At 40.4% G+C, this 25014-nt stretch carries 19 protein-coding genes; 11 read left to right on the plus strand and 8 right to left on the minus strand.

The features are described from left to right. Window positions 1–56 precede the first annotated feature (56 nt). From ACNSN3_RS03185 to ACNSN3_RS03200, 4 genes are all read left to right on the plus strand, one after another. Window positions 57–1703 (plus strand): PKD domain-containing protein, encoded by a 1647-nt coding sequence (locus ACNSN3_RS03185; RefSeq protein WP_418608560.1) that lies wholly within the window; start codon window positions 57–59, stop codon window positions 1701–1703. 10 nt (window positions 1704–1713) lie between these two features. After that, entirely contained in the window at window positions 1714–2229 is a 516-nt protein-coding gene (locus ACNSN3_RS03190; RefSeq protein ID WP_109875624.1) for a DUF1566 domain-containing protein, read from the plus strand. A gap of 153 nt (window positions 2230–2382) precedes the next feature. Then, window positions 2383–3300, plus strand: coding sequence for an ExeA family protein (locus tag ACNSN3_RS03195; RefSeq protein ID WP_418608561.1), 918 nt, complete (start codon window positions 2383–2385; stop codon window positions 3298–3300). Between the two features lie 11 nt (window positions 3301–3311). After that, the gene (locus ACNSN3_RS03200; RefSeq protein WP_418608562.1) at window positions 3312–4319 is read left to right on the plus strand and encodes a general secretion pathway protein GspB; all 1008 of its coding nucleotides are present in this window, start codon (window positions 3312–3314) and stop codon (window positions 4317–4319) included. A 7-nt stretch (window positions 4320–4326) separates the two neighbouring features. On the opposite strand, the gene ACNSN3_RS03205 is transcribed toward ACNSN3_RS03200, so the two are convergent. Together ACNSN3_RS03205 and putA are read right to left on the minus strand one after the other, a co-directional pair. Next, the gene (locus ACNSN3_RS03205; protein WP_193049263.1) at window positions 4327–5523 is read right to left on the minus strand and encodes an HD-GYP domain-containing protein; all 1197 of its coding nucleotides are present in this window, start codon (window positions 5521–5523) and stop codon (window positions 4327–4329) included. A 109-nt stretch (window positions 5524–5632) separates the two neighbouring features. Further along, window positions 5633–9436 carry a bifunctional proline dehydrogenase/L-glutamate gamma-semialdehyde dehydrogenase PutA gene (gene putA, locus ACNSN3_RS03210; RefSeq protein WP_010391062.1) on the minus strand — a complete coding sequence of 1268 codons (3804 nt, stop codon included), beginning with the start codon at window positions 9434–9436 and terminating at the stop codon, window positions 5633–5635. A 169-nt stretch (window positions 9437–9605) separates the two neighbouring features. On the opposite strand from putA, the gene ACNSN3_RS03215 reads away from it, so the two are divergent. After that, the gene (locus ACNSN3_RS03215) at window positions 9606–10088 is read left to right on the plus strand and encodes a winged helix-turn-helix transcriptional regulator (RefSeq protein WP_010391063.1); all 483 of its coding nucleotides are present in this window, start codon (window positions 9606–9608) and stop codon (window positions 10086–10088) included. An 87-nt stretch (window positions 10089–10175) separates the two neighbouring features. Here ACNSN3_RS03215 and ACNSN3_RS03220 read toward each other — a convergent pair whose 3' ends face one another. Further along, window positions 10176–10781 carry a TIGR04211 family SH3 domain-containing protein gene (locus ACNSN3_RS03220; protein WP_008111843.1) on the minus strand — a complete coding sequence of 202 codons (606 nt, stop codon included), beginning with the start codon at window positions 10779–10781 and terminating at the stop codon, window positions 10176–10178. A gap of 212 nt (window positions 10782–10993) precedes the next feature. Here ACNSN3_RS03220 and ACNSN3_RS03225 point away from each other — a divergent pair, with 212 nt between their 5' ends. Continuing rightward, window positions 10994–12514 (plus strand): CYTH and CHAD domain-containing protein, encoded by a 1521-nt coding sequence (locus tag ACNSN3_RS03225; RefSeq protein ID WP_008111845.1) that lies wholly within the window; start codon window positions 10994–10996, stop codon window positions 12512–12514. Next, window positions 12514–13206 (plus strand): START domain-containing protein, encoded by a 693-nt coding sequence (locus ACNSN3_RS03230; RefSeq protein WP_418608563.1) that lies wholly within the window; start codon window positions 12514–12516, stop codon window positions 13204–13206. Before ACNSN3_RS03225 ends, ACNSN3_RS03230 begins: the two co-directional genes overlap by 1 nt. Window positions 13207–13252: 46 nt before the next feature. Here ACNSN3_RS03230 and ACNSN3_RS03235 read toward each other — a convergent pair whose 3' ends face one another. Continuing rightward, window positions 13253–14770, minus strand: coding sequence for a S10 family peptidase (locus ACNSN3_RS03235; RefSeq protein ID WP_138594128.1), 1518 nt, complete (start codon window positions 14768–14770; stop codon window positions 13253–13255). A gap of 305 nt (window positions 14771–15075) precedes the next feature. On the opposite strand from ACNSN3_RS03235, the gene ACNSN3_RS03240 reads away from it, so the two are divergent. The 4 genes from ACNSN3_RS03240 (at window position 15076) to mrcB (ending at window position 20167) form a co-directional block, all read left to right on the plus strand. Further along, window positions 15076–15858 carry a response regulator gene (locus ACNSN3_RS03240; protein ID WP_418608564.1) on the plus strand — a complete coding sequence of 261 codons (783 nt, stop codon included), beginning with the start codon at window positions 15076–15078 and terminating at the stop codon, window positions 15856–15858. A gap of 257 nt (window positions 15859–16115) precedes the next feature. After that, window positions 16116–16454, plus strand: a complete 339-nt coding sequence (locus ACNSN3_RS03245) for a P-II family nitrogen regulator (RefSeq protein ID WP_010391070.1) — start codon at window positions 16116–16118, stop codon at window positions 16452–16454. 9 nt (window positions 16455–16463) lie between these two features. Further along, entirely contained in the window at window positions 16464–17693 is a 1230-nt protein-coding gene (locus tag ACNSN3_RS03250; protein ID WP_054202014.1) for an ammonium transporter, read from the plus strand. Window positions 17694–17833: 140 nt separating this feature from the next. Next, window positions 17834–20167 (plus strand): penicillin-binding protein 1B, encoded by a 2334-nt coding sequence (gene mrcB, locus ACNSN3_RS03255; protein WP_193049258.1) that lies wholly within the window; start codon window positions 17834–17836, stop codon window positions 20165–20167. 65 nt (window positions 20168–20232) lie between these two features. Here the strand turns inward: mrcB and hemL are convergent, their stop codons facing one another. From hemL to ACNSN3_RS03275, 4 genes are all read right to left on the minus strand, one after another. After that, window positions 20233–21513: a glutamate-1-semialdehyde 2,1-aminomutase gene (hemL, locus tag ACNSN3_RS03260; protein WP_008111861.1), complete on the minus strand. Its 1281-nt coding sequence runs from the start codon at window positions 21511–21513 to the stop codon at window positions 20233–20235. A 38-nt stretch (window positions 21514–21551) separates the two neighbouring features. Continuing rightward, on the minus strand, window positions 21552–22568 hold the full coding sequence (locus tag ACNSN3_RS03265; protein WP_418608565.1) for an aspartate carbamoyltransferase: 1017 nt from the start codon (window positions 22566–22568) through the stop codon (window positions 21552–21554). Between the two features lie 112 nt (window positions 22569–22680). Then, entirely contained in the window at window positions 22681–23115 is a 435-nt protein-coding gene (locus ACNSN3_RS03270) for a CopD family protein (protein ID WP_010391077.1), read from the minus strand. Between the two features lie 16 nt (window positions 23116–23131). Further along, window positions 23132–24814: a chloride channel protein gene (locus ACNSN3_RS03275; RefSeq protein ID WP_418608566.1), complete on the minus strand. Its 1683-nt coding sequence runs from the start codon at window positions 24812–24814 to the stop codon at window positions 23132–23134. Window positions 24815–25014: the final 200 nt, after the last annotated feature.

A 25014-nucleotide genomic window follows, 5' to 3' on the forward strand; every position in this document is an offset into this window, starting at 1 on the left:
CACTTTTTTTGCTTCACAGTCTTATTAGATAATTATAAGACACAAAGGTGCTTAGTATGAAAGCAATTTCGTTAATACCACTTATGGCATGCTTGCTTTTGGCTGCATGTGGAGGGGGAGGCGGTGCTGATAACAGTGATATTAAAACGTCAGTATTTGCAGGTAACGATCTCCAAGTTGTAGAAAAATCAGAGTTTACTATTTCTGCAAAAGGCTCTCCTGCAGATGGTACTTTTACTTGGCAGCGTGTAAGCGGTCCTCTTATAGATGTGTTTCCGCTTGAAGGGGCTGAACAAACCATCACTGCACCGGATGTAAAATCTGATAGTGAATTGGTCTTAAGAGTAAGCTATCAAACGCCAGATGGTAGTTTAGTGAATGACGACTTGAGTGTTTTCATTGCCTCTAATAATCAGCTTCCTCTTGCTGTTGTTACTCAAGTTGCTCCTGCAAACTTACCCTCAGTTTATAAAGATACTGTAACCCTTAGTGGTTTAACCTCCGCAGACCCCGATGAAAATGGCGAAATTAGTAGTTACTTGTGGCAATTATTATCTGGGCCTGATTTAACAATTGATAGCTATACTAATCCAACGCTTAGTTTTCCTCATCCATTATTAGAAAATAACACCAACTTAAAATGGCAACTCACCGTAACTGATGATGAGGGCGGAGTATCTGCATCACAATTTGATATGACCCTTAATAAAACAGCCCAAGTGATTATTGCCGATGCGGGTGCAGACCAAACAGTAGAAGAGTTTGATAAGGTTATTTTAGATGCGACGGCAAGCGAAGCGGCAACTCAGACTTACCAATGTAAGTGGCAACAACTTACCGGAAATACCGAAGCTCTTCTTGAACCACAGTCATGTACTGCCAGCTTTTTTGCCTCTGATATTGATTTAAATGCAACCCTTAGCTTTGAAGTACAAGTTATGGACTTAAAAGGGCGTACCGACAAAGATACCGTATTTATTGATGTAACACCTAAAGCGCTTGGGTTAATAAACGATACCGGAGTAGGTGAGTGTTATAATAATACTCAACGTATTAATTGTAATAATGATGAGTTTCCAGCTCAAGATGCTGATCTTGGGCGTGATAGTTTTGCCAATCGTTTAGGTAAAGTGGGTAAAGGGAATTTGGCTTTTGATTACACAAAACTTAATGAGTTTGCCGATGAGCTTCTTGATGATGCGTCGAACTTTAGCTGTATTCGCGATAATACTACCGGCCTTGTTTGGGAAGTGAAAAGTCCTTATTCCGGTATGTTACCAAATACCTCACTGCGTGATGGACAAAACCGCTATATTTGGCAAGGGACTGTCAATAGTGGCGATGTAACGGGTAGTGCTAATACTACGTGCCCGAGCGATACTGACTGTGGATTACAAACCTATATTGATGAGGTTAACGCGCTTGATTTTTGTGGCGGCAGTAATTGGCGTTTACCTACTTATACTGAGCTGTTAGGTTTAATCGACTACGGTAAACAAGGGCAAAATGTATTGATAGATACTGCATTTTTTCCTAATACACCATCGACTAATAGTGTCGGGCATTTACGCTACTGGACCTCACAGACCGCGGTTGATGGTGCCAGTTTATCTCAGGCTTACACTATCGATATGATGGATGGCAATGATTTAGCCTATCCAAAAGATAATACCGCTTACGTGCGCTTAGTTAGAAATCGTTAAGGTGATTATTATGAAATTAATTAAAGTCTCTATGTTATTAGCCTTGGGGTTGAGCCAGTCACTTGCAGCGCAGCAGTGTTATGAAGAGGTAGCGACTAGCGATGATACCGACCGATTTGTGATTAATATTGATGGCACTGTGTCAGATACTAAAACAGGGCTAATGTGGCAGCGCTGTAATTATGGTCAAGTTTATAATAGCGAAACAACTAGCTGCGATGGTGATACTCAACCATTAAATTGGCAAGCTTCACTCAAAGGGGCATTTAACGACACTTCGGCAGGTTATAACGACTGGCAAGTACCAAGTATTAAAGAGTTAGCCAGTATAGTTGATCACCGCTGTACCGATCCAAGTATTAATGCGGGTATTTTTTTAGCAACGCAGTCGCAAAATTATTGGTCTAATACCTCGGGTATTAGCAATATAAATTCGGCATGGGTTTATCAATTTTCCAGTGGTTTAAATAGCTTACATGCTAAAACAAGTAACGTATATTTACGCCTAGTACGTTATGAAAAGTAGTTAATTAATGTATTAGCGAATCTAAAAATGCGCTTTTATTTACGGTTAGCCTTTTTATTTACACTATTTTAATAATAAAGCCTGGTTGTAGTTGTCACCCAGGCTATTTTTTTGCCATTATAGGCCGTGAATTAACGACCAAGGACTATAAAGGTGTATTTAAGCTATTTTGGTTTACAAGAAAAGCCATTCTCAATTTCGCCTAATCCCCACTACTTATTTTTAAGTGAACGCCACAAAGAAGCATTAGCACACCTTACCTATGGGTTAGGTGAAGACGGCGGCTTTGTGCTGTTAACAGGTGAAGTGGGTACGGGTAAAACCACAATAACACGTAGTATGTTAGAGCGACTGCCTGAAAATACCCAAGTAGCCATGATCCATAATCCTGCGTTATCAGAGCTTGAACTGTTAGCCAGTATTTGCGATGAATTACAAATAACGTACGACGCCAAAAATGCAACGCTGAAAAGTCTAACGGATGTCATTAAAAAGCACCTTGAGTTTAATAATAAAGCGGGGGGGCATACTATTTTGATTATTGATGAAGCACAGTTACTTGCCCCTGATGTGCTAGAACAACTTCGCTTATTAACCAATATTGAAACGGATCATAAAAAGTTATTACAAATAGTATTAGTAGGGCAGCCTGAGTTACAGGTACTTCTAAAGCGAAATGAGTTAAGGCAACTGGCACAGCGTATTACTGCCAGATATCACTTGTTAGCACTAACACCAGGGCAAACCATTGCTTATATTCAACATCGGCTGCATATTGCAGGTTGTGACAAGAAAATATTTTCAATGGAAGCAATGCAAATGGTGCATCAGCTCACAGGCGGTGTGCCACGATTAATGAATCTGGTGTGTGAACGCGCATTAGTAGGGGCATTTTCGAAACAACAAGAAATTGTTGGAAGTGATATTGTTAAGCAAGCGGCGAGTGAATCTTTACCTATCGACTTTATTGTTATAAATAATAAAGTGAGTAAAACAGGTTCGATTTGGCCTTATAGCGCTGCTGCGTTAATGCTTTTTGGTGCAGGAATTGGCCTGTCTTTTATTTTTTAGTTAGGTGATTCATGTCTTATTTATTAGATGCGTTAAAGCAATCAAAGCACGATACCATGAGCGCTGAGCAATATGACTTGCAAGCGCAACAATTAAAACAACAACGCCAGTTGATGACCTATCGTCGAATTAGTTTTCTACTCGCAGGAAGTTTATTGGCAACGGGTATATTGGCCAGTGGCTTCTTTGTCGGCAAGTGGGCGCAACAAGAAAATGTAACCGTTAAAAATGAGCCTGTTCAAAATGACCTTAGTCAAAAAGAGTCAGGGGTTGTAGAAAAACCAACAAGCGCAGAAGAGGTACAAAGAACGGTTGCTCAAACAGTAACAACCCCTCAAGTGCCCATTATAACAGCTGCGCCTAACAATTCTGTGCCGCTGGCAGGGCAGTTGGTTTATGTACAAACCCCAACGGGTGTGCAGCAAATGTTGCTGACGCCACAAGGACAATATTTACCTATGAGCGTTAATCAAGCGTCTCAAGGGCAAACGCAAAATTTCTCGACGCAGAATAACGCTTCATCTAGTTTTCAATCACCGAGCAGCCAACCGCAAAGTGTACCAACTCAACCGGCGAAAAGAACAATTACTGCAGATGAGTTGAGTAAATACAAGGTGTTAGGTAAACCACTTAACCAAAATGTGCCTGCGCAGCCAGAGTTAAATGATGAACTCGATACGGTTCCCGACACGCTGAGAAATGCGTTTGCGCAAGCCGTTAATAGCACAGAAACAACAGCTGACTATGAAGTAACTCAAGGCTCTCGCCTTTCATCACGAGTACAGCCTGTTGAGCTACTTCCTGATGGCTTACAAAGTATGTTACCAAGCATTAAATATCAGGCGCACATTTATTCTTCAGCGGCGGATAAACGCTGGATAAAGCTCAATGGCAGAGAGCTATATGAAGGGGAGTCTATTGGTGCGTTGAAGGTGTTAGAAATAGCGCCAGATCAGAGCGTACTTGATTTTGACGGTTATGAATTTAGCTTAAAAGCCCTGCAAGATTGGCCACAATAGTGGCCAATTAACTAAAGATAGAGTGCTTATAAAAGCCTTCTAAATCTATATTATACTCTTTGGGTTTTATTGCTGATTCAAGCGTGTCCTGCGTTCTTTTATTTGATAAGTCAACGTCTTGAACTTCAGTGTAACGCCCATGCTTTGCATTAAAAAACGTTTTTACTACTGGCTTTAATGGTGTTGCAGGATTGCTTTGAGTAACGAGTCCCACTTTTTGGCTAGAAAGTTTTACCAGTGTGCCCACAGGGTGAATACCAATGCACTGAATAAACTTATTAAGTAGCACTCCATCAAAGCTATCTGGGCAGCCTTGCTTTAAAATTTTAAATGCTCTAATTGGTTCCATACCTGCTTTATAAACACGTTCAGCAGTTAATGCATCATAAACATCAACAATAGACGCCATGCGGACGTACTGGCTTATTTCATCGCCTTTTTTACCAAAGGGGTAGCCTTTGCCATCTAAGCGCTCGTGATGCATACCAGCAATATCTACGGCAATCCCCGTTAATCCTGCGTCTTCTAGTATTTCTTTGCTAAAGAGCGCATGATTTTGCATCACTTTGAATTCTTCGTCACTGTAGCGGCCTGGTTTGTTGAGAATAGCATCAGGGATTTTTATTTTTCCCATATCATGCAAAAGGGCGCCGGTGGCAAGTTCTTCAATGATCGGTTTTTCAATACCGAGATGTTTAGCAAAAATACTCATCAAAATAGACACATTTATCGAGTGCTCTAACAGGTAGGCATCTTTTTGGCGCATTTGCGTGATGCACGCCAGCGCATCTTGATTTCTAAATACGGAGTCAATAAACCCACTAGCCAGTTCTTTAAAAGGCGCAACATCAACAGTACGCCCATTCTCTATATCGCCAAACGCTTTGGTTTGCAGGTTTTTTGCTTCATCGTAAAGCTTTTTAGCTTTACTCATTTCTTGCTCAGCACTGTGGGTAATTAACCAAGGATCGCGTTTTTTGACTTCGTGCTGAGTAGGTAAGGTTGTTTGTGTTTCAGGTTCTTCAGAGGCGAGCATTTTATCAGGGTCGATTTCAACCTCTAAAATTCCTGATTTTATTAATTTATCAATTCCACTTTGAGTTTTAACCCAGCCTTGGTTTTTTATTCTAATGCTACCAGTTTGTTTAACAACTTTTTGTACAAACATACCAGGCTTAAGCTGTGAAGTTGGAATGGTTTTCAAAGTGAACTCTTATTAACAAGTATGATTAGAGAAAGTAACAAATAAATTCACATTTAGAAATAAAAAAGGCATCAATTTGATGCCTTTTTAATTAAATAATGATTATTTTCTATTCATCATCTTCAACAAGGGTCATCAAGGAGGTATTACCGCCTGATGCCGTCGTGTCTATACTGATTGTTTTTTCAGTAATTAAGCGCTTAATTAGCGTGTCGTAATACTCAGAGCTGATCACTGGCAGTATAGCGCCTTTACGTTGTGCAAGCTGTTGGCTGAAGTAGCCTAAGCGAGAAGAACGTGCAGCAACTACCGCTCCGGCTAGGTGAGGATGCGCTAATATCGCTTGTAACTGATTTGGTTTAGCTACTTGGAAAACACCTTCTGCAACGCCGGTTGCAATAAACTTATCTCTAAAAGCAACCGCTTCATCATAAAATATTTCAGATGCTACTGTTATTACCGTGTTACCAGCAGCAAGCGCGGTAATAATCGATAGTGCCCAAAAGTTAAATGAGGTGCTCTTATCTGCGTAACATACTACACAGCCGCGTGCTTCAAGGTGAAGTGTATTCGATTCACCCGTTGGCCCTGGCAATGTTGTATATTTACGCATGTGCTTTTCTAAGCGGTTTAACTGAGCACGTGCATCGGCAAGTGTTAACGCTAAATCGTCTGCAAGGTCATCAATAATTTCAACGGTTGCTACTTTCGCTAATAACTGACGCACCGCAGAAACACGGTCATTCAGTGGTGTTGCACGCCAAATTTTTTCATCGCGCATAGAGTTAACCATTAACTTTTCTACTTGCTCATTTGCGCCACTGTAGTGGTGTAAATCAAGCTCGTCTGGCGTTAGGTTAGTCATTTGTACGTTATCTGGTGATGCTTTTTCTTTGATTAAGCGTTGTAGGTAGTTTGGTCCACCGGCTTTAGGGCCAGTACCTGATAGTCCACGGCCGCCAAAGGGTTGCACGCCAACAATCGCACCAATCATATTACGGTTTACGTAAACATTACCTGCGCGCGACATTTTAGCTAAGTGTTCACAGCGCTCTTCAATACGAGAATGAATACCCATTGTTAAGCCGTAACCGGTGTTGTTAATTTGGTCGACAACACTATCAAGCTCACTTGCTTTAAAGCGGATGACGTGTACACACGGGCCAAATACTTCACGCTTTAATACCGATAAGTCTTTGATTTCGTATAAACGTGGGGCAAAGAAAAACGCACCGTTTTCGCTGTTATCAGGAATTTTACACTCATAGTGAAGTGTTGCATTACCCTTTAGGTATTCAACATGGTCGTTGAGTGTTTTCAGCGCTTTTTCATCAATTACAGGGCCTACGTCTGTAGAGAGTAATGATGGGTCGCCAATGTGTAATTCAGCAAGCGCGCCCTTGAGCATGTCGATAATGCCATCGGCAACATCTTCTTGAATAAAGAGCACACGTAATGCTGAACAGCGTTGACCTGCACTTTGGAAGCCAGAACTGATCACATCATCAACTACTTGTTCAGGAAGCGCTGTTGAGTCAACAATCATACAGTTTTGGCCGCCAGTTTCTGCAATTAAAGGCACCTGGATATCGTTACGTGCCGCTAATGTTTGCGAGATAAGTGTGCCCGTTTCAGTTGAACCTGTAAACATAACTGCTTGAATTCGCTCATCTGGCACAATGGTTTTACCTACTTCGCTACCGCGAGCAACCACAGGCTGTACAACGTGCTCAGGTAAACCAACAGAAAGCATTAATTCAATAGCGCGTAGAGCAATTAAGCTCGTCTGTTCTGCAGGTTTTGCAATTACTGTGTTACCCGTAACGATAGCAGCTGCAACTTGACCTAAGAAAATAGCGAGTGGGAAGTTCCATGGGCTAATACATAAAATCACACCACGAGCTTCAAAGCGCTCATCTTGAGCAAGCTCTTCAGCACGGGCTGCGTAGTAACGACAAAAATCAACCGCTTCGCGTACTTCATCAATACCATCTTGTGCCACTTTACCAGCTTCTTTAATACAGATAGCAACAAGCTCATCATGATGACGCTCTAAAATATCAGCAACGCGACGCAATAGATTAGCACGCTCTTTTACTGGTGTTTGTGACCATGATTCAAAAGCGGTTTCAGCATTGGCTAGCAACACTTTCATTTCATCGCTATTTTGTAATTTTACGTGGCCAATAATTTCTTTATGGTTTGCTGGATTTTTAACTGCCAGCGCGCCCTCTGGTACTTGGCTTTCTTCAATTAAGTGCTCTTCAAACCAAGTGTCTAAATTTTCTTTAAACGGGGTGATCACGTTAATATCAGTTAAATCCATACCTTTTGAGTTGGCACGTTCTTCACCGTATAAATCAATTGGCATTTTTATTTGCGTGTTGTATTTATTACGTAAACCTTGCAGCGTTTCAACAGGATCTGGTAATAATGCTTCAACCGGTTGAGTGGTATCTACAATGGCATTTACAAAAGATGAGTTAGCACCATTTTCTAGTAAACGACGAACAAGGTAAGCAAGTAAGTCTTCGTGCTGGCCTACTGGTGCGTATACACGACACTGGATTTTTTCTGCATTAACGATTTGGTCAAATAAAGATTCGCCCATACCGTGTAGACGTTGGAATTCAAAACCTTGGTTATCACCTTTAGCTACTTCTAAAATAGTTGCAGCAGTGTAGGCGTTGTGTGTTGCAAATTGCGGGTAAAGTACATCTCGTGCTTCAAGCATTTTAATCGCACATGCTTTGTATGACACATCAGTGGTTGCTTTACGGGTAAATACCGGGAAGAAGTCTAAACCATCTTGTTGTGTGGTTTTGATTTCGGTATCCCAGTATGCGCCTTTTACTAAACGCACCATCATTTTACGACCCACACGGGTTGCTAGGTCTGTTAGCCATTCAATAACAAAAATAGCGCGCTTTTGATACGCCTGAACCGCTAAACCAAAACCTTGCCAATCGCCAAGATCTTCATCGCTAAATACCGCTTCAATAACATCAAGAGAAATATCTAAACGGTCAGCTTCTTCAGCATCAACAGTAAACCCGATGTCGTATTTTTTAGCGGCAAGTGCAAGTTCTTTTAGTTTTGGAACGATTTCTTCCATCACGCGTTCTTTATGAGTAAATTCATAACGCGGATGAATAGCTGATAACTTTACAGAAATGCCCGGGCTTTTTATTGGACCACGGCCATTTGCTGCTTTACCAATAGAATGAATTGCATTCATATAGCTGTCGAAGTAGCGCTTAGCATCTTTCATTGTGCGAGCGCCTTCGCCTAGCATATCGTAAGAATATACATAGCCTTTTTTCTCTGTATCGGCTGCACGTTCAATGGCCTCGTCAATAGTGCGGCCCATTACGAACTGTTTACCCATAATTTTCATGGCAAAGTTCACAGACTTACGAATAACAGGCTCGCCTAAACGACCAATGGTTTTTTTGAGCATACCAAATTGTTGCTCTTTCGTTTTGTCGTTATAGTTAACCATTTTTCCGGTTACTAATAATCCCCAAGACGAAGCATTAACGAATAAAGAATCACTACTGCCTAAGTGAGAGCTCCAATCGCCATTTGCTAATTTATCACGTATTAATGTTTCTTGAGTTGCTTTATCAGGAACGCGAAGCAATGCTTCGGCTAAACACATTAATACCACACCCTCTTCACTCGATAGTGAAAATTCATTTAATAGCGCATCAACACCGCTTTGACCATCTTGGTCTTTACGAATGTTTAATACTATTTGGCGAGCTCTTTCCCATGCACGGCTTCGTGCTTTAACACCGACTTCTGCAAGTGGTAAAATGTGATCAATAACCGCATTCTCATCAATACGGTAAAAGTCACGGATCTTTTGTCTGATCGGACAAGTCGTTGTTAAATCGCCATTGAATAACATAAGCAACCCTCAGGAGTGTTAAGACTTAGGATAATTGTTAATTACCGCTAAATGTTGTTGGTGTAAAGCGTGCATTCTAATTAAAATCCAGCAGAATATGCTGGTTAATTTCGCCGTTTTACGATAATTTACAGGGCATATTATTAACTTATCCATATAAAATACTGATATGACTAATCCGAATAGATTACGCCTGCTTGATCGTATCGATATATCAATTTTAGACGTTTTGCAGCGCAATGGTAGAATTTCAAATGTTAACCTCGCAAAGCAGGTGAATTTAAGTCCCAGTCCCTGTTTAGATAGGGTTAAACGTTTAGAGCAAGAGGGCTATATTGAGGGGTATTTCGCTAAATTAAGTGAGGAAAAACTTAATCAAAGCCTAGTGGCCCATGTGCAGGTATCATTAGTTACTTCAAATACAGCCGTATTTAAAGTATTTCGTGAACACATTCTTAAAATTAAGCAGGTTGTTGAGTGTGATATGGTAGCGGGTGGTTATGACTATTTATTAAAAATTCGCGTTTCCAACATGGATGAATACAGAGAAGTATTAGGTGACTTGGTTGATATCCCGGGAGTGGGCACACACCACACTTACATGGTAATAGAAAAAATCAAACAAGACCCTGGGCTTCGTTTAGATATATAACGTAGATATTCTTTTAAGAAAAAACACAGCAGGCATAAAAAAAGCATCATGTGATGCTTTTTTTATGCCTGCTGTATTAAGTTAAGCTTATGCCCAACCTTCATAGCGTTTTCTGCGTGATAACACGATAGTTAAGATAATTCCTAAGAACAAACCTAAAAATGCAATGGCTCCACCGTAAGTAAGCAACTGGCGTTTTTCTTTAGCACTGGTTGCTTGTTTTAGCTGTTGTTCTTGAGAAAGCTCACCTTGTAACTGACTAATTTGTGCTAATAGTTGCGCGTTTTGTTCGGTTAACTGTGCGTTTTGCTCTTGCAGCTCAGGTAACTCAACTTGCGCTTGACGAAGTCTATTTTGCATAGTGCTTATTTCATTATTGAGGGCTTGGTATTGTTGTTTTAAACCAGCTGATTCACTAATGAATTTAGCTTCTACCCAGCCTTCACGATCTTTATCATCTTTAACTTTTATAAAACCATTTTGTTCATCAGATAATAAAGTGAGTTGCGTACCTGCATCTATTGAACCAAGTAAACGATAGTCTTTACTGGCACCTGAGCGCATGAAAGTATACAAATTATCGATTATATAAGCTGTTTTAGCATTAGTCGGCGACGTTGATTGAGCTTCCTCTGCTTGGCTCATAAACGGGGCGGCTGTTAAAAGCAGCCATAGTAAACAGTGTTTTAGCATTTATCTACCTTGTTAATCTAGCAGTGTCCGTTGTGAACGTGATTTTTATTTCGCATAAGTATATAGATAGTATGGATTTAATAGTTTAATAGCAAGACAGATATTGTAACCAGAGCATTTTGCTTGTGTGTTTATGACTAAAAAATTTGCAATATAGGGCTGCTTTGTTTATTTTGAGCACTTATTAATTTTAAGGGTAATCCGCAAGCCTAATGGATACTGAGATAGAACTGAAATTTTTGGTATCAGATGACGTCATTCCACTGATCCCCTCACTAATTACTCAATTTGCAAAAACAGTCACAAACAAACCTTCTAAAAGTTTGCAAAATGCTTATTATGATACACCAAGCAGAGAGTTAAGAGCACTCGATATTGGCTTTAGAACGCGTTGTACAGACGAGCGCTGTGAGCAAACAATTAAGCTAGCTGGAGAAGTGGTAGGGGGCTTACATCAGCGCCCAGAGTACAATCTTCCAATAGAAACAAACCGGCCAAATCTAATGGCGTTTGATTCATCAATTTGGCCTCACGGTATGCAAATTGATGCCATATCACAAAATCTATTCCCTATTTTTAGTACTAATTTTATTCGCCGTACGTGGTTAATAGAAACCCCAAATGGTGCCAAAATTGAAGTGGTATTAGATAAAGGTGAAATTGCTGCGTCAGGTAAGGTAGAAATCATCAGCGAGCTTGAAATCGAGCTGGTTGAAGGTAGTCGTGAGGAGCTATTTGCTTTTGCAGATATATTAGTGAGCCAAAACAGCATTCGTTTAGGGCTCTATTCAAAAGCAGCAAGAGGCTACCGCCTTGCGGATGACACGCCGCTTCAACCAAGTAAATCAATCGGCTTTGTGAAACTTAATAAGCAAGCCACTCAAGAGCAAGCCCTTATTGAAGCTATGGGGTTTGGTATTCGCTTTGTGCAAAAACACGAGCAATGCTATTTCGATAAGCCAAGTTTAAAAACATTAAAACGTGTAACCGACGGCATTAGCTTAATTCGCCACAACTTTTGGTTGTTTGACGATATTGTTAGTAAAGAAAGTACCGAGCAACTCAGAACAGAACTCAAGTGGCTATTAAGTGAGTTAGCATGGGTTGAAAATGCAATTCAGTTAAAAACTTATACTTCTAAGCGCCATGCTTTTTATAAAAAAATAAATAGCGCCCCAGCGTTAACGCAAGTTATTAACGATTTAAAAGAGTTACAGCCGAGCATTGACGATATTTTTTCGCTTTTTCATAGTGCACGCTACAACCGTTTATTGCTGAGCTTAACAACGTGGCTGATAAATAAGCAGTGGCGTAAAGATTGGAGCCAAGCAGAGCTTCAAAATGCAGAGCAACCTATTGTAGATATTGCTCATCGCTTATTTGATAAAGATTGGAAAAACTTACACCGTTTACTCCCTAAAGAGCAAAGCTTAGCAGGCAATGATTACTTAAACTTTCGCACTCAATTAGAAAATAGCTTACTCAGTGGTAATTGTTTAGGCGCACTGTTTAATAAAGATGAGCGATTAGAATTTAGGCTCCCTTGGCTGGATATTTCTCATGGGATGTATGAGTTAAGCACGCTTGATTATTTAAAACAGCTGTGTGGCGGGCAAGAAGATGCTCAACTGGCAAAAATACAACTATGGTTAGAGCAAAAATCTGACTTTTTAGTCAGTGCCATGGAGCAAAGTCGACATGCTTCATTTGATACAGAACCTTATTGGCTTTAATGACTAAGCACTTTTGTGGCCGGACTTTGCTGCAAAAGTGCATGATTTTTTCACTTTTGTGTTTTGCTACCAATGTGTGTTCACAGCCATCTTGGCAACTTTACGAAAGTAAACAAGGGGTAAGTGTTTATTTTCAGCGTTTAACTGACGATACCTTGAAAATGAAAGCTGAAACGGTGGTTAACAATGTCACCGCAGAGGATTTAGTTGCTTTACTTAGTGATACCGATACAGCCCCTAGCTGGATAGAAAACATTACTAAGGTCACGTTACTCAAAAGTTTAAGCCCTTCAGAAAACTTAGTTTATAGTTATATTGATAGCCCGTGGCCTGTTAGCAATAGGGATGTGATTACTTATTCGTGCTATATAAGGGTGAGTTCGTTGCAAACGCAGCTTAGTATTCACGCGCGCCCAGATTTTTTACCTAAAACTAAAGGGGTAATAAGAATAAGCACCTTAAATGCAACGTGGTTGCTAACTCAGCAGGCGGAAAATTTACACATTAGTTATCAAGTGTATGCGTTACCAGGCGGCAAGATACCTACATGGTTAAATAATCGGGTCGCTTTAAAAAGTACCCTTAAGACGCTAATAAATCTTGCTGAAATACTCACTACTAAGCAGTACATAGCAAAGCCAACCGTTATTCGTACTGGGGATTGCACACATGGCGAATTGCCGCGGTTATAAGCAAAAAAGTGACCTAAGAGGTCACTTTTTAGTGGGTAAAAGCTAATTAGTATTTAGCGGATTCACCGTCTTTGGGTAAAGACTGATTTATAAACTCGCGTAAATCGTTATTAGAGCTTTCTAAATCTGCGTGGCGTAGATACATCATATGGCCACTGCGGTAGCCTTTAAAGCTTAACCTATCTTGCATTTTACCACTTGGATCTAATTGCCACATAGTATATTTGGCATCAAAGTAATTGGTTGCACCGTCAAAGTAGCCCGCCTGAACCATTACATTTAAATAAGGGTTTTGAGCCATGGCTAAGCGTAAATTTTCACCGGTATTATTTCCGCTTCTATCCCATGGGTGAACGTTACCAAATAAGTTATATTTGATATCGGTTTTGTAATTAAGCTCTTCACGAAGATAATAGTTAATTGCAGGAGTGAAAGAGTGCAGCCATGATGTAAGCTCTGCCCAGTAATCTGGTGACTCACCGGCATCGCGTTTATCTATGCCTAAATAGCGCGAATCCAGTCGACCAACCATTTGTCCGCGTTCACGCAATAACTCTTTCCAAAAAAACTGTGTTGGAATATCTAAATTGTTTTGACTAACAAATGTTTCAGATAAACCCGCATATTCAGCCATTTTTTTAATAATACGACGTTTTTCGTCAGGCGCAATAAAGCCGCCTTTTGCAAGCGCAGGAATAAGCTCATTAACGGTAAACTGTTCAACTTCCGGTAATAGCTCGTCTAAATCTTTTGCTTGTAAATCGGCGTTTAATGCTTTGTGGTACCATGCAGTAGCTGCAAAGTAAGGTAGGCGGTTAGCTGCTTTTACTGGTCCGTCGCGTTTAATACCGATATCGGTAGGAGATACGAGTACAACACCGTTAATGTACATCCACTGACTATTTTGCAGCTCATGCGCTAAACCCGATACACGAGTAGTACCATAGCTTTCACCAATTAAAAACTTTGGAGAGCGCCAACGTTCATTTCGAGATACAAAAGTATTAAGCCATTCTGCGAGGTACTTTATATCGGCATTAACGCCAAAAAATAGCTCTTTTTGTTTATCTTTGGGTAAAAGGTTACCGTCTTTATCTTCTACAACACGTGAATAACCTGTATTTACAGGATTTACATAAACGATATCCGCTACATCTAAAACCGAATAAGGGTTATCTTTTACACCATAAGGTTGAATTGGGTAGCCTTCGTCGTCAATTTTTAAAACACGAGGGCCGGTGTAAGCTAAATGCATCCAAACTGATGCTGAACCAGGGCCACCATTAAATGAAATAAGTAATGGACGCTTTGTTCTATCATCTACTTTATCGCGGGTGTAGTAAGTGTATTGAAGGGTTGCAATGGCATCACCCTTGTTATCCCATACTGGCTGTGTGCCTGTTGCTACCGTATAAGAAAATCGTTCGTTATTTATTTTTGCTTTGTGCTGAGTAACTACTTTACTGTCGATATCAATACGGCGTTGATTATCGGCAAACGTTGCACTCGAAAATGTAAGTGCAATAGCGGCAATGGGTAAAAATAGACTTCGACTAAATTTCATAACTAACCCTTTTTGTTTTATGTACTGCAGTTATAGCGATATTTGAGTAAAAAACAAAAGTATTGAGACTAGCTGCCGATAATAATCGTTGAGTTTATGTAATTAAGATTAATCTCAACATAGCAAACGGGCGAAATATACTTGATGTGTATGCCATACTGTAAGTTTAAGGCGATTAAAAAATTTAATTATTAATTAAGTTTTTTAGGTTATTGGTCGCTTTAATTGTTTTTAAATGGATGCTTGAGAGTGATTTATTTTTAGGTTTGTTACCATAAAGGGTGAACGTAAATGAAAGGGAGTTTATGCAACGGGTTTTAATTGTTGAAGATAATATAAGGGTACAACAGGTACTCAAACATATTGCTGCTCATTATCTTGATGTGCGGGTTGATTTCGCTCAGTCACTTACTCAATGTAAAAAGTTACTAAATCAAACTAGTTATTCGCTCGCGTTAGTTGATTTATCTGTTGGTGGGCAAATCGATACTGATTTAACTCGCTTTACACTGTCGCAAGGTATCCCTACGTTGGTGATGACAACGCAAACAGATGAACATACACGTTTAAAAATGCTGGAATTAGGTATTATCGATTACGTCATTAAAGATAATCGCGACTCTTATCTTTACGCCATAAAATTTGTAGCACAGTTATTGCGTAACCAGGGGCGCAAAGCGCTGGTTGTAGATAATTCCTTATTGAGCAGTAGCTTGGTTAAGCAAATGCTCGAAAAACAATTGTTTGACGTCATTACTGTTGATAATAGTGCGCAAGCTCTTCATATACTTGAGCATGATCAGGCTATCAACTTAGTGATCACTGACCATAACTTATCAGGTATGAATGGTTTTGAATTAATTAGAGCTATGCGTAATATTAAAAGCCGTGAGCAATTGGCCATTATTGGTTTAGCTGATGTATATAGTTATGGCGTTGCTGCACGATTTATTAAATCAGGTGCGAATGACTTTTTAACTAAACCCTTTACCCATGAAGAGTTTCACTTTCGAGTGGTGCAAACTATGGAGTCAATATGGCTAAGTGATGCTAAAAAACCGGCTTTGTCTTTCGATGCGACAGAGTAACTTTAATCTTAAATACATTATCAATGTGTATTTGGCGAGAGTGTAACGGTTAGTTAAAGACGATTATTTGCGTATTTATCGACTCGCACCAATTCTGTATTTTGCTTAAAAAAAGCGCACCTAAATGGTGCGCTTTTTTGTTTTTTATATTATTTAATTTAATAACCCTCTGTTTTTATTTGTAATTTAAAGGTGGCACAAAGGTTGGATTGCATAGAGCAAATACAATAACAAGCTAGTGTCCTAAGGGGGCCTTTGTGAAAATGATCAGTGCAATAATAAAGCCATTCAAACTAGATGATGTGCGTGAAGCACTCGCTGATTTAGGCATCGAAGGAATGACCGTGGTTGACGTTAAGGGGTTTGGACGTCAAAGAGGTCATACAGAGTTATACCGTGGTGCAGAGTATCAAGTTGACTTTATACCTAAAATTAAACTTGAAATTGCCACTCGTAGTGAAAATTGCCAACGCGTTGTAGAAACCATTACCAAAGTTGCTGGAACGGGCAAAATTGGTGACGGCAAAATTTTTGTTTACGACTTAGATCAAATTGTCCGTATTCGTACTGGCGAACTTGATGATGATGCTATTTAAGGGGGCAACATGGAAAATACAATTATAGAGCTGAAGTTTTCGCTCGATACGTTTTACTTTTTAATCTCTGGCATCTTAGTTATGTGGATGGCAGCTGGTTTTGCAATGTTAGAAGCAGGTTTAGTGCGCTCAAAAAATACCACAGAAATTCTAACTAAAAATATCGCACTTTATTCTATCGCTTGTACTATGTTTTTGTTGGTCGGTTACAACATTATGTATGTAGACAACGTTGAAGGCGGAATAATTCCTTCATTTGGTGGCCTAATAGGTAGTCAAGCGGCAGACGCCGATCATTCACTAGAGTCTGATTTTTTCTTCCAAGTAGTATTTGTTGCAACGGCTATGTCTATTGTATCTGGCGCCGTAGCGGAGCGTATGAAGTTATGGGCTTTCTTAGTGTTTACAGTAGTACTTACAGGATTAATTTACCCAATTGAAGGTTACTGGACATGGGGTGGCGGCTTCCTATCTGAATTAGGCTTTGTTGATTTTGCAGGTTCTGCCATTGTCCATGCAACCGGTGCAGCTGCAGCGCTTGCGGGTGTAATTCTACTGGGTGCACGTAAAGGTAAATATGGTAAAAATGGTGAAATTTACCCAATTCCAGGTTCAAACTTGCCACTTGCTACATTGGGTACATTTATTTTATGGATGGGTTGGTTTGGCTTTAACGGTGGATCACAGTTATTAATTTCAGATAAAGAAAATGCAACTGCAGTAGGTCAAATACTACTTAACACCAATGCTGCTGCAGCTATGGGTGCAATATCAGCCTTGTTCTTATGTAAGTTATTATGGGGTAAGGCAGATTTAACCATGGTACTTAATGGCGCACTTGCAGGCTTAGTGGTTATTACTGCAGATCCATTATCACCATCACCATTAATGGCGTGTTTATATGGCCTACTAGGTGGATCTTTGGTTGTACTAAGCATTGTGGCACTTGATAAAGTGAAAATTGACGACCCTGTAGGTGCCATCTCTGTGCATGGTGTATGTGGCATATTAGGTGTGGTATTAGTGCCGGTTACTAATGCCGAGGCTAACCTTGTGGCACAGTTAATTGGTTTACTATGTATCATTGGCTTTGTGTTTATCGCTTCATTCATTGTTTGGGCAGTCTTAAAACAAACTATGGGTATTCGTGTTACCGAAGAGGAAGAGCTAAACGGTATGGATCAACATGATTGTGGTATTGATGCTTACCCAGAATTTGTTTCAGTAAGAAGTAATTAAAAGTAAAAGTATTGTGTGTTCAATCAAAGCCCTACTCAGTTAGGGCTTTTTTGATTTCAGGAAGGGTTAATTTTTCAGGTGTTAGAGTAATGTGATAAGCTCCTCGCGTTAAATCAACCTTTGGAATGTATTACACTTAAATGGCTGAAAAAAAGAAAACACCGACCAGTAAATCTTCGACTAAGCGTGCTACTAAGTCATCTAAAACATCAGCGCGAAAAAGTGCTGCAAAAAAAACCGCAAGTTCGGCTAAACGGCCATTTTTAAAAACTTTGTTTTCTATTTTTTGGAAACTGAGTCTGGCGACTTTCATCGCTGTAGCACTTTACTTTATTTATCTTGATGCAAAAATCACCCGCCAATTTGAAGGCAACAAATGGCAACTTCCAGCCCAAGTGTATGCGCGTTCAATGACGTTTTTTCCTGGGCAGTTTTTATCTGAGCAAGAAGTTTTATGGGAGCTTAAACGTTTAAATTACACGGCAGTTAATCGCTTGAGCCGCACAGGGCAATATATTAAAACAGCTAATAGTATTAAGATTTTTCGTCGTGATTTTGAATTTTATGATGGTTTAGAAAATGCTCATGTAATTGAATTACGTTTCTCTGGGGAAAAGGTTGCCAGTATTAAAGATAAATTCGGTCGTCGCTTAAACACTGCCAGATTAGAGCCTGTACAAATAGCCCGTATAGGTAATGACTCAAAACAAGACCGCGAATTTGTGCCATTAGATAAATTTCCTGACATGCTTAAAAATGCTTTGTTAGTGGTCGAAGACCGCGATTTTTATGATCACCACGGGGTATCGGTATTTTCTATTTTACGGGCTTTATATACCAATATTCGCGCAGGAAGAACCGTGCAAGGGGGCAGCACACTGACGCAACAGCTAGCTAAAAATATTTACCTTACCCGTGAACGTTCATTAGTACGTAAAATCAATGAAGCTTTTATTGCGCTTATTCTTGATTATCGTTATTCAAAAGATCAGATTCTCGAAGCCTATTTAAACGAAGTCTACCTAGGTCAGTCTTATAACCAAGGAGTACATGGGATGGGGCTGGCTGCTGAGTTTTACTTTGCAAAACCCGTTGATGAACTTGAGTACGACCAAATTGCTCTGCTGGTGGCCATGGTTAAAGGCCCTTCTTATTATAACCCTAGACGTTATAAAGAACGTGCTATGGAGCGTCGTGACTTAGTGCTGCGTTTAATGGTCGATAACAAACTTATTTCCACTAAAGAGTATCGAGCCTCATTAAAGCGCGCAATTGATATTGCGCCAATGAAAGCCAGCTTACAAAAGTCTTACCCAGGTTACTTGGAGTTGGTTAATCGCGAGTTGAAACAGCTGCTACCTGATCAAGAAGTATTAGATGCAGGGGTGCGCGTATTTACCTACTTCGACTTGCAAAAACAAACCGCAATGGAAGAATCGATTAAGGCCAGTTTACCTTATTTGGAAAGGCGTCCAAATACCAAAGAATTAGAAGCGGCGATGATCTCCGTTAATGTTGAAAAAGCTGGTGTATCAGCGTTAGTCTCTGGACGTGATGTGCGCTATTCAGGGTTTAACCGCGTACTTGATACCAAGCGCAATATTGGCTCATTAGTTAAACCGGCAGTGTATTTAAGTGCACTGCAGCTTCCTCATTATAATTTAGCGACGTTGCTTGATGATTCACCCGTGCAAGTCACCAACGAAGAGGGAAAAGTATGGCAGCCAGAAAACTTTGATCATCAATACCGAGGCGCCGTGCCTCTTTATAAAGCATTCAGCCACAGCATTAATATTCCGGCAGTTAACTTAGGGCTTGATGTTGGGGTTGATAAAGTTGCTAATACACTCAGAGGACTAGGTGCTAAAGGCCATATTAATGAATACCCGTCGCTGCTATTAGGGGCTATTGAAATGTCGAGTTTTGAAGTGGCCCAGCTTTATACCACTATTGCTGCTGATGGCGAATACAGGGAGCTGACGTCTATCTCGGCATTAACCGACTCTGTTGGTAAAGTACTTTATAAGCATAAAGTGAGTAACGAACAACGCTTTGATAAAGATGCCATGTACATGACCAAATACGCTATGAAGCGAGTAACTAAAGATGGCACCGCTAAACGCTTAAATTTACATTTTCCGTCGATTCAGCTCGCAGGTAAAACAGGTACTAGTAACGAATTACGCGACAGCTGGTTTGCTGGATTTGATCAAAATACAGTGACGGTTGCATGGTTAGGTCGTGATGATAATAAAAGCACTGGCTTAACCGGCAGTGTCGGCGCGCTTGAAACCTATATTCGTTATTTAAAACCCTTAAACCCGCAAGCAATTGCCGATACCCGTCCACCTTCAATTCGGTGGGCATTTGTAAACGAGCAAACCGGGAAGCAAGCACCACCAGGGTGTGGCAAAGTGATTCAATTACCGCTTAGGGCCAGTGAGTTTAAACCAAGGCCCCAATGTATTCGCTAAGTAATAAAAACAAAAAAAGCCCGAAAGGGCTTTTTTTATGGGTAAGCGATCTTATGAGCTAAACGTTATAGTTTAGCAAAAGCGCGCTCTGCCGCTTCAATCGTTGCCTGAACTTCTTGCTCTGTATGCGCAGCACAAACAAAACCAGCTTCAAACGCTGAAGGCGCTAAATAAACACCTTCTTCAAGCATTAAGTGGAAGAACTTTTTAAAGCGCTCTAAATCACATTCAGTAGCTTGTTGGTAAGTAGTTACTTTTTCTGCATCAGTAAAGAAAAAGCCATACATGCCGCCAGCGTAGTTAGTAGTTAAGGCAATACCTACTTTTTTAGCTGCGGCTTCAAAGCCTTCACAAATCGCTTTACTAATGGCTTCTAGTTTTTCGTGAACGCCAGGTGCACTAAGTAACTCAAGTGATTTTAAACCTGCAGCCATCGCAATTGGATTTCCTGACAGTGTACCTGCTTGATAAACAGGGCCTACAGGGGCTATGTAATCCATAATCTCTGTTTTACCACCAAATGCGCCAACTGGCATGCCACCACCAATTACTTTACCTAAACAGGTTAGGTCTGGCTTGATGTTGTAATAAGCTTGAGCGCCACCAAGGGCTACACGAAAACCTGTCATTACTTCGTCAAAAATAAGCACAGATTGGTACTGATCACAGACTTCACGCAGTCCTTCTAAAAAGCCAGGTACTGGTGGGATACAGTTCATGTTACCTGCAACTGGCTCAACAATAATACACGCGATTTCATCGGCGTATTTAGCAAAAATTGCTTTCACTTCTTCAATATTGTTAAACGAAACCGTAAGGGTGTGCTTAGCTAAATCTTCAGGAATGCCTGGAGAGTTAGGTACACCCATAGTTAATGCACCAGAGCCGGCTTTTACTAGCAGTGAATCTGCATGGCCGTGGTAACAACCCTCAAACTTTAAAATTTTGTCACGACCAGTAAAACCACGAGCTAAGCGAATTGCACTCATTGTTGCTTCAGTACCTGAGCTTACCATACGTACTTTTTCGATAGATGGGACTAGCTCTTTAACTTTTTCAGCCATTAAAATTTCAGCTTCGGTAGGTGCACCGTAGCTTAAACCATTTTCTACCGCATCATGCACTGCTTGTTTTATTTCAGGGTGATTGTGGCCCATAATCATTGGGCCCCAAGAGCCCACATAATCAATGTAACGGTTGCCATCAGCATCAAATGTAAACGCGCCCTGTGCTTTAGTAATAAACAGCGGAGTACCACCTACACCATTAAAAGCACGCACTGGTGAATTTACGCCACCAGGAATAGAGTCTTGAGCTCGTTTAAATAAGTCTTGGCTAATTGTCATGAAAAATCCTATTGTTTTATCACTTTAAAATTAAAAGCTTAGCTATCGCGTTTGCGGCTAAACCAAGGAACGTCTACTTCATACTGCTCGACTTTGTTTTCTACGCCGAGGGTTAAAGCAAACAGCGCCATACGAATAAGTACGCCATTTTGTACTTGGCGGAATATTGCTAGATTGTCGTTAGCATTTAAGTCGTTATCAAGTTCGTTTGCCTCTAAACGGCTATCGCGAGGAAGCGGGTGCATTAACACCGAGTTCGGTTTGCAATGGGAATTGTAAATAGACTGGCTAATTCTAAATCCACCACGGTATTTATTAGCTTCCTCTTGAGACGGAAAACGCTCTTCTTGAATGCGTGTTTGATAAACAATATCGGCCGCTAAGTTACCTTCCATTTTATCAACTAGTTCAATTTTATGTCCTGCATTTTCAACGGCAGATAAAATTGAGTCAGGCATTTGCAAGCCATTAGGGGCAACCATTGAAAAGCGAATATTTTTGTAATGACATAATAGCTTTGATAGCGAGTGAACGGTTCGGCCATATTTTAAATCGCCGACTAGCGCAATGTGCATACCATCAATATTTTGATCGAAGCGGCTAAGTTCACGCTCAATAGTTAATAAATCAAGCAGCGCTTGAGTAGGGTGCTCATTGGGTCCATCGCCACCATTTATTACTGGTACGCTGCAACCTGTTGCAAATTCAGCTACCGAGCCTGAGTCTGGATGGCGCATTGCAACCGCATCAGCATAGGCTGAAATAACACGTGCGGTATCATATAGTGACTCGCCCTTAGCAAGCGCAGAGCTTTGCATACCGGTGGTTTCACGAACCAGTCCACCGAGTAAGTTAAACGCAGTGCCAAAACTAACACGAGTACGCGTACTAGGTTCAAAAAATAGATTCGCTAAAATAGCGCCTTCAAGCACATTGGTACGCTTTTGTTTTTTTGCGTATGGCTCCATTTTTTTTGCTACAGCAAATATGCGTTCAATACAGTCTCGATCGAGTTGATTAACAGAGAGTATATTTTCACCTTGGAAACTGAACATGGGGTTATTCCTAGTTATTCAAAAAGGCGCGATAATCCATAAAGGAGCACGCAATCGCGCGTATTATACAAACTTAGTTTGCGACTTGGCAGTGTAATTTATAATCCTGTATTTAAAAGCTTGGCTTAATAATGGCTAAAGCAACTATAACGAGTAACGCTAAAACAGGTAGCTCGTTGAAAATTCGGTAAAACCGATCGCTTTTTGTATTTCTATCGTGTTTAAAATCAGCTAATAATTTGAAACAGTAGCCATGATAAATATATAAAATGATTACCAGCACTAGTTTATAATGCAGCCACATACTGTAACGAAACCATTCGCGGCCGTATTCAACAATAGTTAATACGCCAAACACTGCGGTAAGCACAGCAAAGGGGGTAACAAAATAAAGCAGCCGACGTTCCATTACTTTTAGCATTGAGTTACACGATTTTTCTTCACTCATAGCGTGATAAACAAAAAGTCGAGGAAGGTAAAAAATACCGGCAAACCAAGCAATCATAAAAAATACGTGCAAGGTTTTGTAAATTAATAATGCGCTCATACTGTTCTCATTATTGTTAAAGTAAACTGTTACGTATGGTTAGAATATGATGGATTTGATCCCACCTTAGTAATCCCATAATTTGTTGATTATCTAATAAGTTATATACATAAAGTGCACCACTGCGTTTATCATTTAAAATTTCAAAGGCATCTGCAAGAGTGGCCTGGCTGCTGATACCTTGTAAGCTAATGTACTTTATATTGACCGCCTGATCAGACATTAAACTTAAGTCATATTCAGCTAGGCAATAACCATTTTCCTCGTCAAACACAATTAACGGTGTTTGGCTGTCCATGGCATCTAGACTGTTTTTTATTTGCTCTTTATCGTCAGAGTAGAGCAATTTAAAGTCTTCATCCATGTCATCCATCACCCCTACTTTTTGTAATGCCTCAGTGGCCGGAGATACATGGTAAGGTAATCCCTGAAAGTCTAATTGCTGTAAAAATATAGAGCGGTTACCAAATACCTGCAAAGCTGTAACGTAGGCGGTGGTAATGACGATCATCGCCGGTACAATAATTTCCGGTGAAGAGGTCAGCTCCATCACGGTAGTTAGTGCCGCTAAGGGAGAGTGCAATGTGGCAGCTAGTAAGCCTGCCATGCCGAGCACCCCATAAGTACCAGCTATGTCAGTTCCTGGGCTAATAAACTGGGCAAAAAATGCCATTAAAGTGCCGGTTAAAACACCAAGTCCAATAACCGGACCAATTAACCCACCAGGAATACCTAAGCCAATAGCAAACAAGGTGGCTAATAACTTAGCAATTAAAATAGTGGTAAGTAGTTGCATGTTTTCAGGTGACTCTACAGCAATGGTTATCGCACTCATCCCTGAGCCCATAGCTTGTGGAACTGCATAGGCAATTAAGCTGGCAATACACCCTGCAATTATTAAACGAGGAAACATACTTAGTGGTTTAAAGGTTTTAATAATCAGCATTAAGTTTTGATTAAAAGCATAAGCCACCGCGCCCAGCCCCATGCCGCACAAAATTAAATAGGGGTAATGCCACCCACTTAAGGGGGCAATGCTTATTAGCGCAAGTTCTGAGCCTTCACCAAATACAAATTGAGTGGCTAATGCACCGGTAACGGCTGCGAGCATTATCGGCACAAAAATATGCACTTTGTATTCTCTGAGCACCACTTCCATTACAAAAATAACCGCAGCAAGCGGGGTATTGAACGACGCAGCAATTCCCGCGGCAACGCCACAACCACTGAGGGTACGCATAGCGTTGTGAGGTAAGTGTAATTTATTTGCTAATATGCTCGCCCCTGCTGCTCCCATGTGAACTGATGGGCCTTCGCGGCCAACAGAAAAACCGCTGATCAGCGCCAGTGCACCACCAACAAACTGATTAACCGTGTTATACAGTGGCATTTGCCCGTAATGGCGCTTGATTCTGTGTATTACAAAAGGAATACCTAAGCGGTAATGTTTAAAGCCAGTGAAAGCCGCAAATGTAGCTATTAATAACGCTGCAACTAAAGGCATTAATACCCGTTCTAAAGTGGGTAGGGTGGTAAAATCGTCAGGGGTTTCTAGAAATAAACTTTGAAAAAATAAAATGGTTAAGCGGAACAGTATAATAAAAAATGCAGCAATTAATCCGGCACTTACGCCTAATAAGCATAATTGTACGGATGTTTTTGGTTTTGCTAATCGACGTCTCAGTCGCTCAAGCCACATGCTTTATTTCCCCGTAGCATTTTTAGGCGTCAAGTTTATCAAAATAGTCTAGGGAAGTCCTTGAGATTTTTAACAACAGATTAATTTAAATTTAATTTATACTGCACCTATTCACAGAGTGAGCTAAACAAGCCATGTTAGCATTGGAGCGTAGAAGCAGGATTAACTATACTTGATTAAAACACTCAGGTATTAGATAA

Source organism: Pseudoalteromonas sp. US3C1004, from assembly GCF_048401065.1.
GTDB lineage: Bacteria > Pseudomonadota > Gammaproteobacteria > Enterobacterales > Alteromonadaceae > Pseudoalteromonas > Pseudoalteromonas undina.

Excerpts from the sequence above, each read along its gene's own strand:
- ACNSN3_RS03275 (WP_418608566.1), bottom strand. The coding sequence starts at position 24,814 with ATGTGGCTTGAGCGACTGAGACGTCGATTAGCAAAACCAAAAACATCC.
- ACNSN3_RS03200 (WP_418608562.1), top strand. The coding sequence starts at position 3,312 with ATGTCTTATTTATTAGATGCGTTAAAGCAATCAAAGCACGATACCATG.
- ACNSN3_RS03265 (WP_418608565.1), bottom strand. The coding sequence starts at position 22,568 with ATGTTCAGTTTCCAAGGTGAAAATATACTCTCTGTTAATCAACTCGAT.
- ACNSN3_RS03270 (WP_010391077.1), bottom strand. The coding sequence starts at position 23,115 with ATGAGCGCATTATTAATTTACAAAACCTTGCACGTATTTTTTATGATT.
- hemL (WP_008111861.1), bottom strand. The coding sequence starts at position 21,513 with ATGACAATTAGCCAAGACTTATTTAAACGAGCTCAAGACTCTATTCCT.
- ACNSN3_RS03185 (WP_418608560.1), top strand. The coding sequence starts at position 57 with ATGAAAGCAATTTCGTTAATACCACTTATGGCATGCTTGCTTTTGGCT.
- ACNSN3_RS03230 (WP_418608563.1), top strand. The coding sequence starts at position 12,514 with ATGACTAAGCACTTTTGTGGCCGGACTTTGCTGCAAAAGTGCATGATT.
- ACNSN3_RS03250 (WP_054202014.1), top strand. The coding sequence starts at position 16,464 with ATGGAAAATACAATTATAGAGCTGAAGTTTTCGCTCGATACGTTTTAC.
- ACNSN3_RS03235 (WP_138594128.1), bottom strand. The coding sequence starts at position 14,770 with ATGAAATTTAGTCGAAGTCTATTTTTACCCATTGCCGCTATTGCACTT.
- ACNSN3_RS03225 (WP_008111845.1), top strand. The coding sequence starts at position 10,994 with ATGGATACTGAGATAGAACTGAAATTTTTGGTATCAGATGACGTCATT.
- putA (WP_010391062.1), bottom strand. The coding sequence starts at position 9,436 with ATGTTATTCAATGGCGATTTAACAACGACTTGTCCGATCAGACAAAAG.
- ACNSN3_RS03215 (WP_010391063.1), top strand. The coding sequence starts at position 9,606 with ATGACTAATCCGAATAGATTACGCCTGCTTGATCGTATCGATATATCA.
- ACNSN3_RS03240 (WP_418608564.1), top strand. The coding sequence starts at position 15,076 with ATGCAACGGGTTTTAATTGTTGAAGATAATATAAGGGTACAACAGGTA.
- ACNSN3_RS03190 (WP_109875624.1), top strand. The coding sequence starts at position 1,714 with ATGAAATTAATTAAAGTCTCTATGTTATTAGCCTTGGGGTTGAGCCAG.
- ACNSN3_RS03220 (WP_008111843.1), bottom strand. The coding sequence starts at position 10,781 with ATGCTAAAACACTGTTTACTATGGCTGCTTTTAACAGCCGCCCCGTTT.
- mrcB (WP_193049258.1), top strand. The coding sequence starts at position 17,834 with ATGGCTGAAAAAAAGAAAACACCGACCAGTAAATCTTCGACTAAGCGT.